Genomic DNA, 20150 nt, shown 5'->3' with positions numbered 1-20150 from the left:
TTATCGCTTGACATACTTCAAGTACACATTTATATTCAAAATGTATTGTATTGTCTGTCAATACATACAAATTGAGGGTAAAAGAATGACCGTAACACGCATACAAAAACTAGAAGAGCTTTTTAAGGCAGATGGACCTATTCTCAGGTCGGCTAATCTCCGCTCCGCTAAGTTTTGCAGTAAGGACATAGCCGAAATGGTTAAGGATGGGCATCTTTCACAAGTCCGAAGGGGGTACTATGCTTGGGGTCCCTTTGCGGAAACCCTAAACGATATGGATATCCTTGCCTCCCTCATTCCCGAAGGCATTGTCTCATTCTTTTCAGCCGCCCAATACCATGATCTGACCACGGTAATCCCCCAATCCATCGAAATCACCCTGCCGGTATCCATGCGGACCCCGGCGCTGCCAGGAAATATGCATGTTACGGTCCATAAATCAGCTAATCATATCTATCCGGTGGGTATTGAGACCATTCTGGTTGATAACCATACCCTAAAGATGTATGACCGGGAGCGTACCGTATGCGATTTTATCAGGAATCGGCTAAAAATCGGGAAGGATGTCGCCCTGGAAGTACTGAAAAAATATATGACCGGGAAGAAAAACCTGCAAAAGCTCTATGAATATGCCAAACTCCTCCAGATTGAAGGGGTAATACACCCATACCTGGAGGTTCTGGTTTGATTCGTAGTGAAGGGCAAAGCTCTGAGCCTAACCACAATATGAGAGCAGCTGCCGAAAGGAAGCAAGGCGCCGCCTATAGGTATGCCGGATGCTACAGATATGTTTCAAGCCACAAGCTCCGGACCCCAGCGCCGTAGTGTCAAATAAGGGCGGCAGCGGGAATTAGGAATAATGCTCTGTGTAACAGGGTTCATTTACCTACGGATACCCTAGGCTGGAGTTTGCCTTGGCCGGACAAATTGACAAATTGCGGCGAAGGACGACCTTTGCTGGAAAATAGCGCATCAATATTTTTCTTGTGATAGGCCGCTTCCTCACTGGCGGTCATACCGGAAGTCTCATCCTGGATTTTTAACCGGGCAGCGTGTATTTCTTTTATGGGATCAAGCGCCTTTGCCATACACGGATCATTGATAATCCGGGGATCAGTCAAATATTCCTGTATTGTCTTCACTTTCCAGTACCTCCAATGGTTTATATATGCCTATGCTCTTATAATTTTCCCTTGCATTGACCCGGCGAACTCGTTCAACAGTCCAGGGCCGAGCTATGTGGGTAAAATTAAGGCTTACAATGAAGTCTAATCCGTTGACCGCTGTTATGGCAATATGGGCTGCATCGGATGGCCATGCCGGGGAAATCGCCTCTTCCGCAATATACAGGGCAGCAAAGTAGCCGCTCATGCGGCATCTAGAAGTTTCACTTCATCAGTTTTCTCTAATAGTTTAACGCCGTATTCGGTAATAAGGGCGGCCATTTTTTCCCGTTTTTCAGGGTCCTTTTCGTTCGCAATCTCATCGGTGGCATATTCAGAAGTAAAAGGCACATATTTTCCGGCTTTTATCTGGTCAAAAATCTGCCGGACCTGGGCCTTGTATTCCTGGTAATGTGGTTCTTCCCGCATTTCGTAGTAAAAACTGAACATCGTGGTTTCAAGATAAATTCGGGCAGTAGCCATTGCTTAAACTTCCTACTCCTAGTTTAGCGTATTTAACCGGAATTGGGAATATGCAATAGTGAGTTAGGGGGCAAAAAAATGGGTGATTTTGGAAGGGTATTATCTCTTGGGATAGGACGGTTCAAACTTGGAAGGGGTAAACTATGAGCAAGAACTATGAGCAAAATGAGAAATGGCAGGACAATCCAGGAAGATTCAGGGCCTGTCAGACTTGATTTTCCTTCATATCTGGGAACGACCCCAAAACGGTTAAATATCTGGTTTAGCCAGGGCGCCGACCCAGCAACACCTTGCGGTGTCCCCTGCGCATTTTCGGTACGCCAGATACTTAGAATATAGGCTAGGCCGCTTTCCCTGTCAATGTAAAAATACAGGTCTTGACCGTCTTAAGGAAACGAGGGGAAAAGAGAGAGAGGAGAGGGGAGGGGAGAGAGAGGGAGGAGAGGGATGCAGCCCAGCCCTGGAAAACCCCGCCACGGCCCGCCTGGCGCGTCCTGGATGGTTTTGGAACAATCTTAGAGGAGTCCGCTAAATGAGAACGCCACGAATTTACCTGGAAACGACAACGATCCCTACATGGAAGATGGGCCAATAAAGGAAATCCATGCCGCCCGGCTCAAGCTCCAGGATGAAACGGCGGGAATGACGGTTCAGGAAAAATGCGACTACCTCAACAATAAGGCACGGGAAACACTTGCCCGGCATGGGATTACCCCCCCAGCCTGGCATCACCCGCCGATACTTCCCAGGACCGCGTCCATCAGACCGCCATGTCCGCAGCAAGCCCCGGAACCAAGGGCCGCAGCATTAAATAAGAGCGGCGCCCCGCGAGCCGGTTACCAAGTAACCCGTCATACTTCCATGAATTCCTGAATCACCACCCATGCCGGAGATCTATGAAGTTACATCGGAAGTTTCACTACTCCCTATAGGTGGTGAAAGTTTTGTACTAAAATTCATCTAACATCTTCCTGAGGTTCACAAATGTGTTGCAAATGTAAACCAATTGTGTTATATTAAAGCCAGAGGGTTTTTATGGCCAAAACTAACAATTTACATATTCGTATTGACCCGGAAATTCAACAAAGGGCTGGTAAGGTTTTAAAGAGCCTAGGTATGTCTATTCCCGATGCAATAACGATTTTTCTTAACCAAGTGGGGTTGGAAGGCGGTATACCTTTCAAAGTAAGATTGCCAAAGTCGGCCGATTTATTTGACGATGTTAAGCCAGCCTATTGCTATGGCATAGAACTACCGGGTACCTACTACGGCTGTCAGGATCTATATACCTTTTTGCTTGACAGAACGACGCCTCTTTTCAAGGCAAAGCTGGAATCTTGGTTAGCCAAAGCTATTGAAGATACGAAGGGAAAAGCCGGCGGTGAATGGAAAGAGGACGTTTTTTGGGCCCGTGTTTTTATAGATAGAGAAGACAAAGAATATGGCGCGTCGAAATCTTTTGAAAAACTCTTCAGGGACGAAGGGCTTCATCTTATTTATTCTCTTCCTGTTCCTAATGGACGTAATGAAATTGGTCCCGAACTATTGCCGGTATTAGGATTTTATCTTAAAGGAACTAACGCCAAGCGTACAAGGATACATCGAATCCTTTTTGAGCGGTTAATGCAGGTTTTTTCTCATGTGGAAGAATCGGAATTGAATATTTTTGAAATTTTCTACGAGGAAAATTGGGAACTTCCCTATGACCCGAATGATCCCAATTTTATGACTATGGATGATTATTAATCAATGGAGCATATCGGAGGTTTGTATGAACAGGAAACATACTATGTTGGATGCATACGAAATAATGAACTCAATAATTCTAATTATAAACAGCCGGTTGGAGAGTGTATATCAAAATCATCGTTGAAAACCATTCTCAAGTATCTGGATGAAAAATATTCATTCTCCAGTAAAATTTTCCCAAGCGGACAAGCCTTTTTTATCCGAATGCCCTATAGTCATAAAATATATAATAGCGAATGTGCAACCCCCATAAACGAAGAAAATAGGGATCCCCATTTCTTCCTCTATCATATGAAAGAAAAAGGTCCGGGTGAGATAAATCCGGAAGCTGTACTGTTTCACGAATTGGGACATGCAATTCATGCACGATATTTTGGAGATGTTTCCAAGGTTCCCGATGATATTATTGACAACTTACAAAAACTTTGTTTTCCCCGCTTAAAACAAGATGAAGCAGCAAAACAGAGCGAATTATTTGCAGATGTACTAAGTGTTGGTCTCATGTATCAAACGCCTTATGAAAAATATGATGTTTACAAAGAGGTTCATCCGGATGATAAAATGGCGTTTAAGGCACTTGTAGAAAATTTGCTGAAAAACATAATTCCGAATAATCCGGGGACTTGATTTTCCTGGTTTTTAAGCTATAATAGAAACTATCGGAAACCGATAGGTAAAATATGATAAGATTAACCCGTTCTATAATAGAGCATAAACTCCCGGTAATATTTACCGCTGATGATATAAAAAGTCTGGAGCCCGATGACCATGTACGGTATTGCCAGATGAGCCGGGCTATTGCTTCCGGTGATATTGTCAGAATTAGGCGGGGGTTTTATACCCTGAATAAGATATTCCGAAAGGCGGTGATAAATGAGCATGTACTGGCTAGTCTTTTTGTGCCTACAAGCTATATCAGTTTTGAGACCGCTCTTTGGGATTCCGGCTGGATACCCGAATTTGTGTATGAAATTGCCAGTGTAAGTCCGAAACCGTCTTTTGAGATAAAGACCCCCTTTGCGGTTTATTCTTACACGCGGGTACCGCAGAAAAACTACATGGCTGGAACATATACTACGGGCTATACCAATTATACAATAATTGAAGCAAAACCCCTTAAAGCCCTGGCAGATTATGTGTATGCCTTTGAGTATGACTGGCATAGTCTCAAACCTCTCCGGAAGTCCCTGAGGATTGATATTGAAAATCTACAGACCCTTACGGCTGCCGATTTTGAGGAATTAGAGGGTAATTATGATATGGAAAACGTAACGACTTTTCTTGAGGGAATACGAAAGGAATTAGGGGTATGAGCAACTTGTTCCTGGATGAGATAAAAAAATACGATATAACCACCGCGAATGATCAAGAATTGGCCGCAGGTGAACTTTTACAAAAAATCATATTAGCCGGTTTGTCAGAAACAGATTTCTTTGAAAACGCCTCATTTCATGGTGGGACAGCACTGCGGATATTTTATGGTCTTAATCGGTATTCTCAGGATTTAGACTTTTCATTAATAAAAAAGCAGGGGAAATTTGAATGGAAAAAATATCTTGTTCAAGTTCAGGATCGTATGAAGGAGTATGGCTGTTCCTTGGAACTTTACGATAAATCGATCCGGGATAGCCCTGTTGTTATTGCTGAAATAAGGGATCTTTCTATTGGGAGAATGCTTGATTTTGAATGGGCTACGAGAATTGAGCATCCGAAAAAAATTATGGTAAAATTGGAAATGGATAGCAACCCGCCTGATGGGGGTGTTAGTGAAGAAGCGGACATCAGGTTTCCCTATTCGTCTAAAATTCGTTTAAATGATATGCCTACCTTGTTCTCCGGCAAAGCCCATGCGCTATTATGCCGGGATTATGGCGATTATGTGAAAGGCCGGGACTGGTATGATTTTCTTTGGTATATGGGCAAAAAGATAGAACCGAATTATCAGTATTTATCGGATGCCATTAATCGAAATGGGCCATGGCAAGGAAAAAATATCAAAGTAACCAAGGACTGGTTTGAGAAAGCTCTACAGGAAAAAATAATCAGCCTCAATATGGAAATGGTCAAACGGGATGTTATTCGGTTCGTCAATCCGGTAGAACGGGATATGGTAAATACCTGGACTAGAGATATTTTCTTAAATGCCCTTGAAACCTTTTACAGACAGGAAAAACACGATAAAAAAATCTTCAAACATACTGATCTTGGACGGATATAAGAGGTACAACCACATTTCGGACTTCAAAATACCCCTTGAGGAGGAATAACATGGAAAAGGTAACGGTTAAGGATTGGGATCCCGCAGAATACATAGAAACCAAAGAAGATGTCATTGCCTGTCTTGAAGCAGCCCTTGAAGAAAACGATCCTGAATTTCTCCTTTCGACTATTGGCGATATCGCCCGTTCAAAGGGCATGACCCAGATTGCGCAGGAACTTAACCTAAACCGGGAGGGGCTATATAAATCCTTTTTACCCCTGAATAACCAATTCCAATACCCGGTGCCGGAGCGCCTTGGTGATTCGGATAGTGAGGTTCCGGAAGGTGAAGCTGTCCCCTTCCCGGGGTACGCCGCCTAAGGTTTCGATGGCCCAGCTGCCCAGGGTAGTGGCGTTGGTTTTATCGTCATTTTCGATAGAATAGAGGTCGAAAACGTCTTTTAGGGCGGTATTTCCTAAAATGCGGTAGGCGCCGTTGCCTAAATCGGTGATTGCCTGTACCACATGGTCGTGTTCATCCCAAATTTCCCCTACCAGCTCCTCCAAAATGTCTTCAATCGTCACAATGCCCACGGTTCCGCCGTACTCATCCACTAAAACCGCCATGTGGGACTGCTTTTTCTGGAGCGTTTTGAGGAGACGGGATATTTTGATGGACTTGGTAACAAAAACTACCGGTTTTATCACCCCGGCCAGGGGTTTTCCCTGCTTTAGTACGCTGTAATGGAAGTCTTTTTGCAATATGACCCCGGTGATATTGTCCAGGGTTTCCTTGTATACCGGCAGGCGGGAAAAACCGGTTTCGTAAAATATCTTTTCAATCTGTTCCGGAGTTTCGGCCATTTCAACCGCCGCTACGTCCACCCGGGGGGTTACAATCTCCGCGGCGGTGAGGTCGTCAAATTCGATGGTCCGGCGTATCATGGCCTCTTCCTGGGCGTTGATGCCCCCCTCCGCCCGGACTTCCTCCACAAAGGTAAGCAGTTCCGCCTCGGTGACCGAACGATCCGTCTTAACCCGGAATAGTTTGACGATGAAGCCCTTCCAAAGGGTGAAAAGCCGGTTTAGGGGTAAAAATATATAGATAAAAAACCGCAGAATAGGGGCGGAAACCATGGCAAAATCCTCGGGAGACTCCTTTGCCATGGTTTTTGGAGAGATTTCCCCGAAAAGAAGCACCATAACCGTGATTACCAGGGTAGATACGGACACTCCGATGCTGCCAAAGATACCCACAAAGAGCACCGTACCCAGGGCGGAGGCGGTAATGTTAACAATATTGTTCCCAATTAAGACCGTGGAGAGGAGTTTATCATAGTTTTCCGCCAATTTTAAGGCCAGAGCAGCCCGTTTATTCCCGCTATTAGCCAAGTTTTTCAGCTTGATACGGTTCAGAGAGGAAAAGGCGGTCTCGGAGGCGGAAAAAAAGGCCGAACAGAGGAGCAGGCCCACCAAAGCCAGAATAATGACAATACTATCAGGGTCCATAAAGAAAGTATAGCATTTTTTCAAAAAGAGTTGCATCCGAAATAAAAGGTTATTAAACTAGTCATGAATAGTCAAAAGAAAAAAGGAGGAATGGAGCGTGAGGTAGATCTAATGGCTTGGTATCGTGGACTTCCGAAGAATAATGAACCGCAAAGGCGCAGAAGGCGAAGAAGTCAAAGAAGAACAAAAAAAATCCCCATTTCCCCCATTTCCCCTCTTCCTCCTCTTTCTTCTTTCCCCCCCCCTTCTTCTTCGCCTTCTGCGCCTTTGCGGTTAAAATTTTCTTCGATACTATCCCTAACCGCACTTTTATCGCTCCTATCCTGTGAGAATCCCATTCAGGCAGGCTTAGGCACAAGGGTTGATATAAAGCCGCCGACCGTATCCATAGAAAGCCCGGTTCCGGGAAAATTTATCAAGGGCGGTAATCAGCTCTTTCAGATAAAAGCCGAGGATGATATTGCGGTGGTCCACGTTTGCCTCGCCTTTGTTACCGCGCCGGACGGATCGGAGATTCCTAAGGCGAGTTGGGAATGGATCATGGCGACCCTTGACCCGGAAACCTTGCTTTGGAATACCTATAGGAATACTAATGATTATGAGGATGGTCAGATACGGGTCCGGGCCAGGGCGTCTGACAATAGCGGGAAAGATACCATTTCTGAAGAGCTGGTCTATACGATTAAGAACGGATTCCCCACAATTGAGGTACAGGTTCCCTCCGAACCGGACCCGGGGAAAAAGCGGGAACTGGTTGCGGGGGGCGTGATGATCGGTATCGCCGCGGACCTTTGGGGTATCGCCCCGGGGTACCCGAAGATACAGTTCTGGCCCGCCGATGGTACTGCCCCTGATCCGGCGCTTGATACCGCCTGGGAGGATATGGACAGGCCGGAGGCAACCCAATGGAATGCGGCGGCGGCGGGCAAAACCGCCATGGAATTTCGCTTCGATGCGGTGGATCATTCAAGTGAGGATCGCAACCCCCTGCGCCCGGGTATGTACCGCTTCCGCTACAAGGTCCTGGATATGGGCGGCCAAATGGCCTACTATCCCCCGATTGCCGTGGACAGCTATCCTGCGGCCGGTCCGGGGCTTGATTATTTTGAACTGGAAATTATCACCGCCCGGGAACTTCCGGTAATTACGTTTAAGCCCCTGACGAATCAGTTTCAGCGGGAACCCTTTTACATTAGCGCCGAACTCAGCCACTCCTTGGGGATATTCAGCGGTGAACTTACGGTTCAGAAAGAAGGGGAGGCCGGTCCCACCGTACTGGCCCGTGAAGTTTTTAGCGATAATACTGCGCTTAACGACGAGAAGTTCTACCGGATTCTGGAATCGTTCCGCATAGATCCCGGGGAGCCCTATATCTACACCGATGTTGTGGACGGCGCCCTGGTGTCCAACTACACCTTTGACGATGGCGCCTACGATTTTACCATTACTACCGCCAGCCTCCAGGGCAGCGAGGCCCGGCGGAACTACACCGTTTATATTGACCGGAGCCCGCCGGAGATCAACATTACCCGCCTCCAGCCGAATGCGCTCGAATATCGTCCCGGCGACGGCCTTGTCCAATACACGGTGAACGGCTTTATCGCCGTAGATATCAGCTCCTATGATGCCAACAACATTGCTGTTACCCCCGGCGGCAACAGGGAAATTAAGTACCTCCTTCTGGATACCTACAATCCGGACGCCAATCCCCAGGACCTCTACGCCGATGCCGCGGCCGCATTTTTTGACGACCCCCGTCCGCCGGTCTACAAAAGGTCCGGATCAAGCTCCTCGCTTATCATTGATACTACCCAGTTGGTTACCCCGGCAGATTACTATGCGGAGAAGAGCTGGTACCTGTACATCACCGCCCGGGATAAGGCGGGAAATCACAGTTTTACTACGGTACAGTTAAGGGTAGATCAAAGCACGGATATTCCCAGGGTGGAGATTACGGGCTTTGACAAGGCCCAGCGCAGCGAAGCGCTTCTCGGCTCAAGCCCCAACCAGCTGGGCAGCAACAGGCAAATATCCGGCTTCTTTACCGATGATGACGGGGTGTTTATTGATTCAGGCGATTCCCAGCCGGCAATACTGTTCAAAATTTTCCAGGACGCTTACGGCAGCCCTGTTCAGAAGTGGACAAAATCCATAACCAGATCCGAAAACCTGACCATTGTTAACAGCAAAACGGTGGAATTCCGCCTTTCTCTGCCGGACGATCCATCCGATGCTCCGAATTACCTTCCCGACGGGGTATACTCGGTGGAGATAGAAGTACGGGACAGCCTGACGGAAAAGAATGTCCTGAAACCGCTTGTAAGCCCGGTTATGGCGGATTTGCCTCCGGAGATAGCCAATACCAGCAGGGAAGTTACACCGGAAAAAAATATCTACTTTGTTCTGGACACGGCCCCCCCGGCGCTGACGGAATTGCAAATCGGTAATACCGAGGATAGCCCTAAGCTGGTGTGGACAGCCTTTGATATGCATGGCACGGTGTCCGATACGAACGGCCTTAAAAGCCTGGTAATAAAACAGCGGGAACTTGGGGTCGGCGTCTTTACAATACTGAATACGGTTTACCCCTCCTCACCCCCCACGCTAAGCGAAAACTGGGCAATTGCCCCCGGTACGCTGCCCTACAGGGAAAGCCCCCCCGGAACGGATCTGCGATCCGGGACCTTTGAGTATGAAATTATCGCCACCGATATTGCCGGAAGGGTTACTACGCTGAAACGCAGAGTTGTTGTGGATCTTGTTCCCCCGGATCTCTGGATTCTTGCAAATACGGAGCCCCCGGTTATCCAGCCGGCGGATGGCTCCTGGATTGAAGGGACCCATACCACCATCAAGGGTAATGTGAAGGATACTATCAGGATGGGCCGGGTGTTTTATTCCATACAGCCGATGGCTGCAGGGGCAGCATCGGCTCCGGATATTTTTATAGCTTCAGGCGCCGCCGCAGACTACGAGGCGGCAGCTGCGGTCTGGAAGCAGCCGGTTCTGAACGGAACCGAATGGAGCGATACCGTGGCCCTTCCGGCGGAAGGCCGGTATTGGATCTACCTAATCGCCTTTGACGCCGCGGGAAACAAGACGACGAACTATTCTTCGGTTCTGAAATTCGGGGTGGATCAGGGTAAACCGGATTTAGACCCGGTTAAACCACTGACCGGCAGTATTGATGTGACGGATCGGCATATCAATACTAAATTTAACCTGGCCGGGACAGTCACCGATGCTAATGGGCTGGTTTTTGTAGGGTTGGAAGAACAATTGAAAGACGAGCTTGGTATTACCCATGCTGCGAAAACATTAACCCTTACCCCGGCCGCCAATTATCCTGACACAATATCTACCGCAGGGGATGTGTCCTGGGATTTTTATGTACCAAACATACCCTGGGATGACCTTACCGAAAACAGTACTCCCCCGGACGGGACCTATACCTATACCCTTACCATTGGTGATAAAACCGGTAGGAGTAATAGGATTTCTACTAAAACCTTTACGGTGGTTTACGATACCAGAGGCCCCGTGGTAGAGGTGGCGGGGCCGGGCGACGGCGCCTCCATAAGCGGAAATCCCCCGTCCCTGTACATATCCGGAAATGCCCGGGATGCCCTTACTCCGGCGGATATAGAAGTTTACTACATTATTGACACGGACAGTATTTATGCCGCCCCCGCCCCGGCTTCCCCGGCGAATGCGTTAAGCGGCGGCTGGTTCAAGGCCGAAGGAGGGACGCCCTGGTTTAAAGACGTCACCCTGAACAGTACTGAGGGGAGACGCTATTTGCATGTCATAGCCTATGATACTCTGGGGAACAAAAGCAGCGTCATAGCCGATAGGCAGTTTTTTGTCGACATAAGCCCACCCTACATAAGGGATTGGACCGCCGGCGCTTCTAACTACGCCGGAGCGGATTACTCCTTTAGTTTCCATGCCTACGATTCCAACGCCTTAGCCGGTGTGAAGATTACCGCCAATGGAACTGAGTTAAGCGCCGCCACGGGGCTCTCTATCCAAAAAGATTGGGATAATCCGGGAACGGATAATCCCCGGGAATGGCTTGTTACGGTAGATCTTACCGCCCAGGGCGATGGGGTTTACAACTATGTTATTGACATCAGTGATACTACGGGCAAAGAAAATACCGATGCTAATAACCCCGGTATTGAGGCAGATGCCCATAAACGGTTTACCATCACGGTTGACACCACAGGACCGGTGGTATCCGTGGTGGACCCCGCAGCTGGTTTTACCGTAGGCGGATCTACCGTATCAATCAGCGGAACCGCTGTGGATGCCCTTACCCCGGAAGGGGTGACGGTTTGGTACGTCATTGACGAAAGTCCCGTTATTGCCATACCCGGTACGCCCACAGCCGGTGACCCGCCGACGCTTGCGGGCTGGAATCTGGCTAACGGCGGATCGGGCTGGAACAAGAGCGCCGCCATACCGGCGGGTAACGAAGGGAACCACTATGTGCATGTCATTGGGTACGACAAATTGGGAAACAAAAGCGCAGTAATTCAGAACCGGCAGTTTTTTGTGGATACTAATCCGCCTCAGATAAATTCCTGGGCGCCCGTCGGTATTAATGCTGCCGCTCCGTATAATTTTGCCGGAGCGGATTATACTATTATGTTTAATGCCTACGACTCCAACGCCCTGGGCAGTGTGAAGATTACCGGAAACGGAACTGAGCTGAGCGGCGCCGATGCGCCTGGGATCACAAAAAACAGCGGCAAGGACTGGCTTGTTACCCTGGACCTGAGGGACCAGCCCGACGGGAATTATTCCTATGTTATAGAGATTAAGGATACTACGGGCAGGGAAAATACCCTGGATAATCTTCCCGGCGGCTCCGCGGACGCCTTTAAAAACTTTACCATCATAGTGGATAGCACTCCGCCGGAAACCGCCGTCACAAGGACCCCGGCAAAGACGGACAATACCGAAATGGCGGATATTACGGTTAAAAGGGCGGACAACGTGAATGGGATTATCCGGTTTGCCGCCAGCGCCATGGATACTAACGGTGTAGAGGGTCTCAAGTGGTTCCTCATTGCGGATACCGATTCCACACCCTTTGTACTTCCCGCGTCTGCTGCCCAAGCGCAATTACAGTCTCTTTATAATGACCCCCGCGGACAGCTCTTCGATGCAAGCTATGAAGCGATTGTGGATACCACGTTGAGCCCGCTGAGGGATCAGACAGGCTATACGCTTTATGTCCTGGCCAGGGATAAGGCAGGGAATATCGGGTACAATAATACTACCCCGGAAAGCTTCTTTGTGGATCAGAGAACCGATATGCCGGTGGTAGTCCTGAGCAACCTGTCGAAAGCGGCGCCTGCGGATTCCGATCCGGTCATACGTGACGGGTTCATACTCAGGGGCACGGTGAAGGACGATGACGGGGTGGATACCGGCGCCATTAAGATTAGTCTTTATAACGGTCAGTATTGGTTTGATGGAAGCGCCTGGGCTTCCTCTGCTGCCGTACCGCAGCTGATACCCCCAGGCTCTATTACCGGTTCCGGACGGGAAGTTTCATTTACCTATACCTTCCCCAACATAAGCCCCGACGGGCCGAACAAAAAAGTTGTGGTGACCGCATCGGATCTTCAAAGCGAAAAGGTGGGTTATGGCGATTCAGTCTACAATGCCGTCAATGCGGTAAAAACCGTCAACGCCGAAACCACCTTTGGGATAGATACCACCAAGCCGGTGATTTCCCTGGATGCCGCAGTTACCACAACGTATAAAGCCGATTTTCAAATAGCCGGGAACTTAACGGAAGCAAACCTGGATATTTTCAGGGTCAGGCTTGACAGCGGAGATTTCATTTCCTATACGGCCAATACGAACCCTGCGGCGAACGCCGCAAAATTAGTGTTGACCGGGACCGGTACGGACAGGACCTGGATCTACAGGGTTCCCGCCCTTACGGATACCCTTTCCCAGGGGCCGCATACCCTTACCCTGGAGGCAGCGGACAAAGTTGGTTTAAGCCACACCCTGGTTTGGACCTTCTCCCTGGATTCGGAGGGCCCGGAAATTTTCTTCAACACCATTGATGAGAAGGAATATACCGGCCAGACCGGCGCCGCCCTGGACGCCTATCTTGCATCCCTAAGCGTTATCGTGGACAGCGTTCCGGTATTGCGGGGCAGCTTTGTGGATGAGTACTCCAATATTACTACCCAGGCCGATGTTAGTAACTATACCTTTGAATACCGCTTCGATAGCGATGCTGCTGCCTATGATACAACCCTTCCGGGGGATTTTTCCAGGTACGGGAAAAATGTTTCCTGGGCCCTCCCCCTGGACGGCTTGAGCGACGGACCCCACTGGGTACAGATCCGGGCAAAGGATGAACTGGACAATATGGGTATCTCAAAACAGATAGGCTTTAGGATCGATACCCTGGACCCGGTAACGGCGGACATTCTCCCCCCCGGGGCCAACGCAGTTTTCAACGGCAGCGCCGGCCCTGTTTTCACCCTTAGCGGAAATACCTACGATGCAAACCTTTTAAGCGTCTCCGTTACAATTAATAACGTTACTACGGACGTTACCGGTACTGTCACTGCGGGTGTTTTGAACTGGACCTACCCGGTTACAACGGCGGTGTTTAATGCCCTGCCCCAGGAGGCTAACAGGATAAACATCACCGCCAAAGACATGGCGGGCCGGACCAATACCGTGGAGTATGACTTTATAAAAGATACCGCCGCGCCCACGCTTACGTTTAACAACCTTGCTGCGGATAACAGCAGCCTTTTCCAGGACCAGTCGAGCCTTAAAATCCTGGGGACAGCCAGGGATACCAATGGATTGGCAGTCCTTACGGGCGTTCTTGAAAAGTGGGACGCCGGTCTTGCCGTCCCCGCATTTGTTCTAATCCCCGGCAGCGATACGGATCTCCTGCCCCAACAGGGAGAAACGGTGGTGAACTGGGTCAAGGATTTAACGCTCCTGGGGATAGATCCCCTTGACGGCCGGTACCGGATAAGCATCAACGCCGCCGACAGGGCCGGTAACGTTCTTGCGCCCCAGGTGCGGGAATTCCGCATAGACCTGATGAACCCCGAGGTGTCCATAGACAGCGCCGCTGCGGGATCACATCCCCTAAAGGCCTATTATAACGGTAAGGCGGACATCGGTTCAGGGCCTATCACCGTTTCCGGTACAAGCTTTGACGCAAACGGCGTTGCCAATATCCACGCCCGGTTGACCGGCAATGGGGCGCCATCTTGGGCGGCGGCGGACGCAACGCTCACCGCAGTTCCGGGGCCGAATTATTCCTATACCTGGGTATTTACTATTCCTGCTTCCAGCGGCGCTGAGGAGCTGAGGCAGGGGGGCTATACCATGACCGTTACCGCCGTTGATGATGCGGGGCGCACCAATATGACCTATGGTAATTTCACCTTTGACAGCGAAGACCCCGGCGCCGTGGTGGATCTGCCCGCAAAACCAACCCGGGTAACCGGCGCGGTTACCATCCGCGGAAGCAACAGCGATAATTTCGCCATAGATAGGGTAGAGTATAAGCTCGGGAAAAATGACACCTGGCATAATGCAGACCTCGATCCCCTGCTTACCCCCTGGGGCGGCGGCTTCTATAGCTGGACCTACGCCTTTACGAACAGTAACGCCTATGCGGATATCAGCTTTGCTACGGAGGTACTGTACAATACCAACACCGGGGCAATCACGGAGGCGCCCGGTACCGGCGTGTGGCGGCTGCCCTTCAATGTAAAGGTTATCGACAAGGCGGGGAATGAAAAGGAAACGGACGATTATTTCATCCTGGTGAATCCCTTTATGGATGTTCCCCAGGTAACAATCGCCTCCCCGGCCACCGGTTCCGTGTTGGGGGGCAGGGTATTTGTCTCCGGCATCGCCACAGATAATGTGTCGGTGCATCATGTGGAATACCGGGTAAAGCCAAATCCAACCGGGCTTTCGGATGAATGGAACGGTTTAGTCTGGAATACGGCGGCCATAACCGGCGGAGCGGGAACCACGGTCTCCTGGGAATTCGATATTAACAGCGATGGTTCCCTGAATCCTCTTGAAGGGCAGGGTCAACGGCCGGTTCTTATCCAGGTACGGGCGGTCGACTCCGAAACCCTGGGCGGAGTTCCCCATCTTGAAGGGGATCCCTCCGCCATCCGCATATTGTTTGACAGCGGAGTACCGCGTATAGGCGGCGAGCTGATCACCAATAACAGTATTGGTAAGGCGTATTTTGAGGGCATACAGGTATCCAAGACCTTTATCTTTGAAGCGGAAATCCAGGACGACAGCGGCATCTCCAGCATCCAGTATTGGAAGGACGGAACACCCTCGGCAGTAAATGTGATAGGTCTTCCCAATATCCCCGGAGACTTCGAACTTATGCTGCCCGCAATAAAGAGCGCCGGATCATTTATCCCGGGCAAAAAGTACATGATCCGCAATCCGGGCAGCACTGATTGGACCACTATTGGCGCGAACACCAACACTGCGGGATCTTCGTTTATTGCCATCGGGCCGGGAACCGGGACCGGTACAGCCTATGAGGCGGCGGATACCTTTGACGCCTTTAATGCCCTTATAAGCCAGGACTTTATTTACAAACTGCGGCTTACCATAGCTACCGATACCGCCGCAAGTTATCAGAATAAAACCGGATACTATGCCATTAACCTTGTGGCATACGATAATTCAAGCCCCCAGTTCAGGACAGAAAAGAGCTACAATATCCAGATTGATAACTTCTATCCCTTCGGCACCTATACTGCTCCTAACTCCGCTGCCGGTTGGTATTATTTACGGGGCGCCGCCAGAGACTTTGACGCAAACTCGGGACCCGTCCAGGGTCTGGACAAGGTGGTGGTTTACTTAAGCCGGAACGGAATCAAGATACCCCTGGATGAGCTGGGAGCTTCCCATGCCTATACAGGCAAAATACAGGCGGTAAGGAACACGGTGAACCCAGCCCTTACTACCCTGATGGATTTCCCGGCGGATACCTATTCGGGGATCACCATTGATACGGACGAGCAGGGCATTGGGGCTGATGTTGATCTGGACGGGTATGAAGAAGCCTGGTACGACGACGGCCCGGACCGTGTATGGTCCGCGCGGTTTAATACCCTGCAGCTAAAGGACGGGCCCGTAACGGTCCACTACGTAATCTTTGACCGGGCGGGGAACGCCGCCTATTATGAGCAGCCCCTGTTTATAAAAAACCACGCCCCCGCAATTTCATCCGTAACCCTGGGCACGGATATTTTTGGTAATAAAACTATCGGCGGGATCAGAACCTACACCACCGGCTACTTTACAACCCCGGCCTATATTGCCCGGAACCGGCGGCTGAGCTTCGATATCGCAAAGATAGACGGAAACGGCGCCGCCCATTTCAGGATAACCCATGTTATCCCCAAAGAGATTAACGCTGCTGACATTGCGGCCGGCGAGGTTTATACCATAACAACGCCGGGAAGCACCGACTGGATACGCCTGGGCGCGGCAAGCAACGATGCGAACACTACCTTTGTGGCTGCCCTTTCAAGCGGCAGCGGCGATGGCAGGGCCTACAAGTATAACCATGCAGGCGGCCCGGGGGTGGTGAAGCAGGGGGACTTCCTCCCCAATGAAACTACCGGACAAGTAAACTATATCGATTTTACAAACATACCGGATACGCCAAACGCCTACTTCCTTATCAAGGTATGGGACTCAACGGTTGCCCCCGGCACATCGATTGATCCCGGTACGGAAAGCCAGCAGCTTTCCGACATGGTTGTGGTTCGGGTCAAAATAGAAAATAACGATACTACAAATCCCGCTTCCCGGCTCTTCGACATGAGCCCCCACGCGGCAAACAAGTCCAAAAACGGCATTGCCACCACCCTGGATAATGCGGGACCTGACAGCGTAGGAGCCGACATACTGAATCCCCAAAGCTTGAAATACGGCGGCCTCTATAGGGATGGGAACAACGCCATCTCCGGCCATGTGGAGCCCCGGGGCGGCATGGGAATCGAAAACAGTTTCTTCCTGGAGGAGGGCATAGCCATGACCTTTGCCGCCGATATCCTGAGCGGCAAAGTTATACTGCGGGGTTATGCCGCGGATAATCAGCGGCTTTCCGGTATACGCTTACAAATAGGGTCTGCGGCGGCCTTTAACATTGTCCGGGTGGACACCACCCCTGCTCTTATAACGGAAGGCCATTTCCGCGCCCTGGAAGCGGTATCCGGCGGCGGTATTCAAGCCTATGTCTACGATGATCTCAGCCTGGACGGACACCGGGCGGAATGGGCCTATGTCTGGGATACCCAGACCATGCCTGCGGGCTTAATTGTCGGGCCCGTAACCGTAAAGGCGATTGCCGATGACGCCCGCATTGACGATGCGGGTTATGCGGCGGCGGATTATACCCTGACGCCAAACCGCAGCAGCGATACTGCGCAATCTGCGGAGCATAATGTCAATTACAATACCATCGGTATGGAATTGGTCCCCTATATCAGGGAAGTCGAAAGTTCACTTTCCTCCTACTACCGGAGGGACCCGTCGGTGTTTAGCCGCACCGCCCAGGGACACTACCCGGTACGGGAGGGTGAACAGATCACCCTATACGGTTTTAACTTTGGCACAGCCGCCCCCGGGGTAAGTATTAACGGAGCTGCTGCAAGCGGAATGACCGCGCCGGTTCAGGGCTCGGGAACCAGGTCTATCTATCAGTCCTTCCGGGTACGGGTAGACAACAATGGTACTACGGGCGACAACAATACCATTACTTCGGGTAATCTTCAGGTCTTCGTTAAAGGTTTTGGGGCGGTAAACAATTTTAACAACAATAATGCAAGCTGGACTCAATTCCCCAACGGGATCAACAACAATATTCTGAAGGACGACGCTATCCTTGACGTGTGGCACTTCACCTCGGTGTACAAGTCCCAGAGCGAAGTCCGGTATCCCACCATGAAGGTCGGCCCCGCAGGGGAAATAGGCTTCTCCTTTGCCAACGACTATCTGTGGTTCAACATGCCCGGCTACGAATATAACGCCCTAAAGACTGCGGCTAACTTTATGAGCCAGACCGGCTATGAAATGGGGTGGGGCGGTTACACCCACAATACCTTTGCCTTTGACGCCCGGGGAAACACCTATGGCGCCGCGGAAAACATCGACGAATCCTCCGGCGGTTATCCGCCCAACAGCGCCCATTTCAGCTTCTACAACCGCCGGCGCGGGTCCCCAGCTTCGAGCGCCAATACACAGAACAATTACGACGGCAACATAGTAAATGTCACCCGCCTGGAAACCACCACCATACCAATCGGGAACAATAACTATACCATGGATATCAACCGCGTGCAGAACCCCTCCATGGTTACCTCCATGCCCAACCCAAATGCGGATCCAAACGATGGCAATAACCGGACCAGCGTGTATTTGGCCTACTACGATAATATCACCAAACAGATCCGCTTCCGCGCCGGAACCGTGGGGGCCAACCGTTCCCTCACCACCGGGGCTGAGCTTGCGCCAACAGGCGGCGGTAACATCTTTACATTAAACGGACACGGTCTGGCAAACGGAACCCAGGTGTATGTGCGGAAAAGCGGCGGGGGAATTAACAGAACCGTTCCCTACTATGCTATAGTCAGAAATGCAAGTACCTTCCAGTTGGCCGCATCCCCCGGCGGACCTGCGGTATATTTCGATAATAATTACTGGGGTATCGCGGTTGTCGGCGGCGGCCTGATCGATATTACCGGTAATGTGGGCGTCAGAACTTCGGTGGACTCCGATATGGCGCGTTACCAGGTGGTTGCCACCACCGGCGCCTTCCTCCCCGGTTCCAATGTTACTGCCGCTGTGGGCAACGCAGGAAACAGAACCGTTGCCTATGCTGCTTCCCCTACAAACTACCGGCCAAGCCCCCATGTAGCGATTGGGGTGGTAAAAGCCGGCAGTAATGATGTAGCCCTGTTAGCCTGGTACGATTCTGCGGGTAGAAATTTGGTGTTCTCCTATAACACCAATCCTGCGGGAAACTCGGTCTCCCAATGGCAGGCCAATGCCCGGCCCATAGACGAAGGCGGCGGTACCGATGTCAGCATGGCGGTGGATTCCGATGGCGGCATACATCTGGCCTACTACTCAAGCGATGGGGCGGATCTCAAGTACGCCTACATCCCCGCGTATAACCAGGCATCCGCCGCGCAGACCGTGGCGGTGGACTCCTACCTTTCCGTAGGAACCCGGACCACCATTGCGGTAGGAAAGGATGCCGCGGGTAATCAAGTACCCTATATATCCTATTACACCTCCGCCGGTACCGGCACCACCATGAGCGCCCGCTACGCGTATAGGACGGACTTCGCCACCGGAACCGGTCTCATCCCCTCAGGCACGGATGCTTCGGACATGTTCACCGGCAAATGGGAAATATCCGTGGTACCCACGGCTAACGTTCCATCGGATTACAAGATCAGCGTCGGCGTCTACACCGATACTAACGGAAACCTCAGGGCAATACCCAATGCATCGGCTGCCGGCGTCAGTGCAGACGCGGGAACCGGCGGTACCAAAGCAACCAGGACCAACCTGGGCGTCAGCTCCCTGAGCAATTCAACCAGCGTCTACGGCCTTGGGGGTGCGAACCTTAACGCCGTGGTAGGATACACCACCGACGCAGGATTAGAGATGGCCCAGAAAAAATAGCCAACCCCCAAACCATGTTTTGGTTCACCGCCAAATATCGTTTATTTGCCTATGGCTTTAAAGGATAGTTTGGCTTCAATTTCCTCTGCCCGGTATCCTTGTTTTAAGAGTTCCAGATCACCTATTCTATCCCGGCCTCCCGCAACTTCCGTCTAAGCTCTTCAATCGCCCGGTCCTTCTCTCCAATCGTCCGGTCCTTCTCTCCAATCGTCCGGTCCTTCTCTCCAATTACTCGGGCATTTTCTTCGAGTATCGGCTTGTATTTCGCCTCAGTCTCTTCCTTCCCGGCTTCGCGGCTGG

12 protein-coding genes are annotated in these 20150 nt (G+C 50.7%); 8 read left to right on the top strand and 4 right to left on the bottom strand.

Annotated elements, in window-relative coordinates:
• Positions 1-85: 85 nt before the first annotated feature.
• Positions 86-688, top strand: coding sequence for a type IV toxin-antitoxin system AbiEi family antitoxin domain-containing protein (locus LQZ19_RS06675; protein ID WP_411046885.1), 603 nt, complete (start codon positions 86-88; stop codon positions 686-688).
• 190 nt (positions 689-878) lie between these two features.
• Here the strand turns inward: LQZ19_RS06675 and LQZ19_RS06670 are convergent, their stop codons facing one another.
• Genes LQZ19_RS06670 through LQZ19_RS06660 form a run of 3 tightly spaced genes read right to left on the bottom strand, consistent with a single transcriptional unit; the run spans position 879 to position 1646 of the window.
• Entirely contained in the window at positions 879-1142 is a 264-nt protein-coding gene (locus LQZ19_RS06670; RefSeq protein WP_411046884.1) for a hypothetical protein, read from the bottom strand.
• Positions 1114-1371 carry a PIN domain-containing protein gene (locus tag LQZ19_RS06665; RefSeq protein WP_411046883.1) on the bottom strand — a complete coding sequence of 86 codons (258 nt, stop codon included), beginning with the start codon at positions 1369-1371 and terminating at the stop codon, positions 1114-1116. Before LQZ19_RS06665 ends, LQZ19_RS06670 begins: the two co-directional genes overlap by 29 nt.
• The gene (locus tag LQZ19_RS06660; RefSeq protein ID WP_411046882.1) at positions 1368-1646 is read right to left on the bottom strand and encodes a PIN domain-containing protein; all 279 of its coding nucleotides are present in this window, start codon (positions 1644-1646) and stop codon (positions 1368-1370) included. Before LQZ19_RS06660 ends, LQZ19_RS06665 begins: the two co-directional genes overlap by 4 nt.
• A gap of 576 nt (positions 1647-2222) precedes the next feature.
• Between LQZ19_RS06660 and LQZ19_RS06655 the strand changes: the two genes are divergently transcribed.
• From LQZ19_RS06655 to LQZ19_RS06630, 6 genes are all read left to right on the top strand, one after another.
• Positions 2223-2519, top strand: a complete 297-nt coding sequence (locus tag LQZ19_RS06655; RefSeq protein ID WP_411046881.1) for a hypothetical protein — start codon at positions 2223-2225, stop codon at positions 2517-2519.
• Between the two features lie 162 nt (positions 2520-2681).
• On the top strand, positions 2682-3392 hold the full coding sequence (locus LQZ19_RS06650) for a type II toxin-antitoxin system RelB/DinJ family antitoxin (RefSeq protein ID WP_411046880.1): 711 nt from the start codon (positions 2682-2684) through the stop codon (positions 3390-3392).
• A gap of 3 nt (positions 3393-3395) precedes the next feature.
• Complete coding sequence (locus LQZ19_RS06645) at positions 3396-4022, top strand: hypothetical protein (protein WP_411046879.1); 627 nt, start codon at positions 3396-3398, stop codon at positions 4020-4022.
• A 53-nt stretch (positions 4023-4075) separates the two neighbouring features.
• Positions 4076-4708 carry a type IV toxin-antitoxin system AbiEi family antitoxin domain-containing protein gene (locus LQZ19_RS06640; RefSeq protein WP_411046878.1) on the top strand — a complete coding sequence of 211 codons (633 nt, stop codon included), beginning with the start codon at positions 4076-4078 and terminating at the stop codon, positions 4706-4708.
• Positions 4709-4713: 5 nt separating this feature from the next.
• Positions 4714-5613, top strand: a complete 900-nt coding sequence (locus LQZ19_RS06635; RefSeq protein ID WP_411046877.1) for a nucleotidyl transferase AbiEii/AbiGii toxin family protein — start codon at positions 4714-4716, stop codon at positions 5611-5613.
• A gap of 50 nt (positions 5614-5663) precedes the next feature.
• Positions 5664-5975 (top strand): addiction module antidote protein, encoded by a 312-nt coding sequence (locus tag LQZ19_RS06630; RefSeq protein WP_411046876.1) that lies wholly within the window; start codon positions 5664-5666, stop codon positions 5973-5975.
• On the opposite strand, the gene LQZ19_RS06625 is transcribed toward LQZ19_RS06630, so the two are convergent.
• A complete protein-coding gene (locus LQZ19_RS06625; RefSeq protein ID WP_411046875.1) occupies positions 5868-7103 on the bottom strand; it encodes an HlyC/CorC family transporter in 1236 nt (411 codons plus the stop codon). The genes LQZ19_RS06630 and LQZ19_RS06625 overlap by 108 nt on opposite strands.
• Before the next feature lie 267 nt (positions 7104-7370).
• On the opposite strand from LQZ19_RS06625, the gene LQZ19_RS06620 reads away from it, so the two are divergent.
• Positions 7371-19850 (top strand): Ig-like domain-containing protein, encoded by a 12480-nt coding sequence (locus tag LQZ19_RS06620; protein ID WP_411046874.1) that lies wholly within the window; start codon positions 7371-7373, stop codon positions 19848-19850.
• Positions 19851-20150 lie beyond the last annotated feature (300 nt).

It is taken from the genome of Treponema primitia (assembly GCF_046533075.1).
Taxonomy (GTDB): domain Bacteria; phylum Spirochaetota; class Spirochaetia; order Treponematales; family Breznakiellaceae; genus Termitinema; species Termitinema primitia_B.
Note: the sequence above shows the minus strand (reverse complement) of the source record. Positions and strands in the feature narration are given on the sequence as shown.

Coding starts and splice junctions, on each gene's coding strand:
- LQZ19_RS06675 (WP_411046885.1), top strand. CDS start 86: ATGACCGTAACACGCATACAAAAACTAGAAGAGCTTTTTAAGGCAGAT.
- LQZ19_RS06665 (WP_411046883.1), bottom strand. CDS start 1,371: ATGAGCGGCTACTTTGCTGCCCTGTATATTGCGGAAGAGGCGATTTCC.
- LQZ19_RS06660 (WP_411046882.1), bottom strand. CDS start 1,646: ATGGCTACTGCCCGAATTTATCTTGAAACCACGATGTTCAGTTTTTAC.
- LQZ19_RS06655 (WP_411046881.1), top strand. CDS start 2,223: ATGGAAGATGGGCCAATAAAGGAAATCCATGCCGCCCGGCTCAAGCTC.
- LQZ19_RS06650 (WP_411046880.1), top strand. CDS start 2,682: ATGGCCAAAACTAACAATTTACATATTCGTATTGACCCGGAAATTCAA.
- LQZ19_RS06645 (WP_411046879.1), top strand. CDS start 3,396: ATGGAGCATATCGGAGGTTTGTATGAACAGGAAACATACTATGTTGGA.
- LQZ19_RS06640 (WP_411046878.1), top strand. CDS start 4,076: ATGATAAGATTAACCCGTTCTATAATAGAGCATAAACTCCCGGTAATA.
- LQZ19_RS06630 (WP_411046876.1), top strand. CDS start 5,664: ATGGAAAAGGTAACGGTTAAGGATTGGGATCCCGCAGAATACATAGAA.
- LQZ19_RS06625 (WP_411046875.1), bottom strand. CDS start 7,103: ATGGACCCTGATAGTATTGTCATTATTCTGGCTTTGGTGGGCCTGCTC.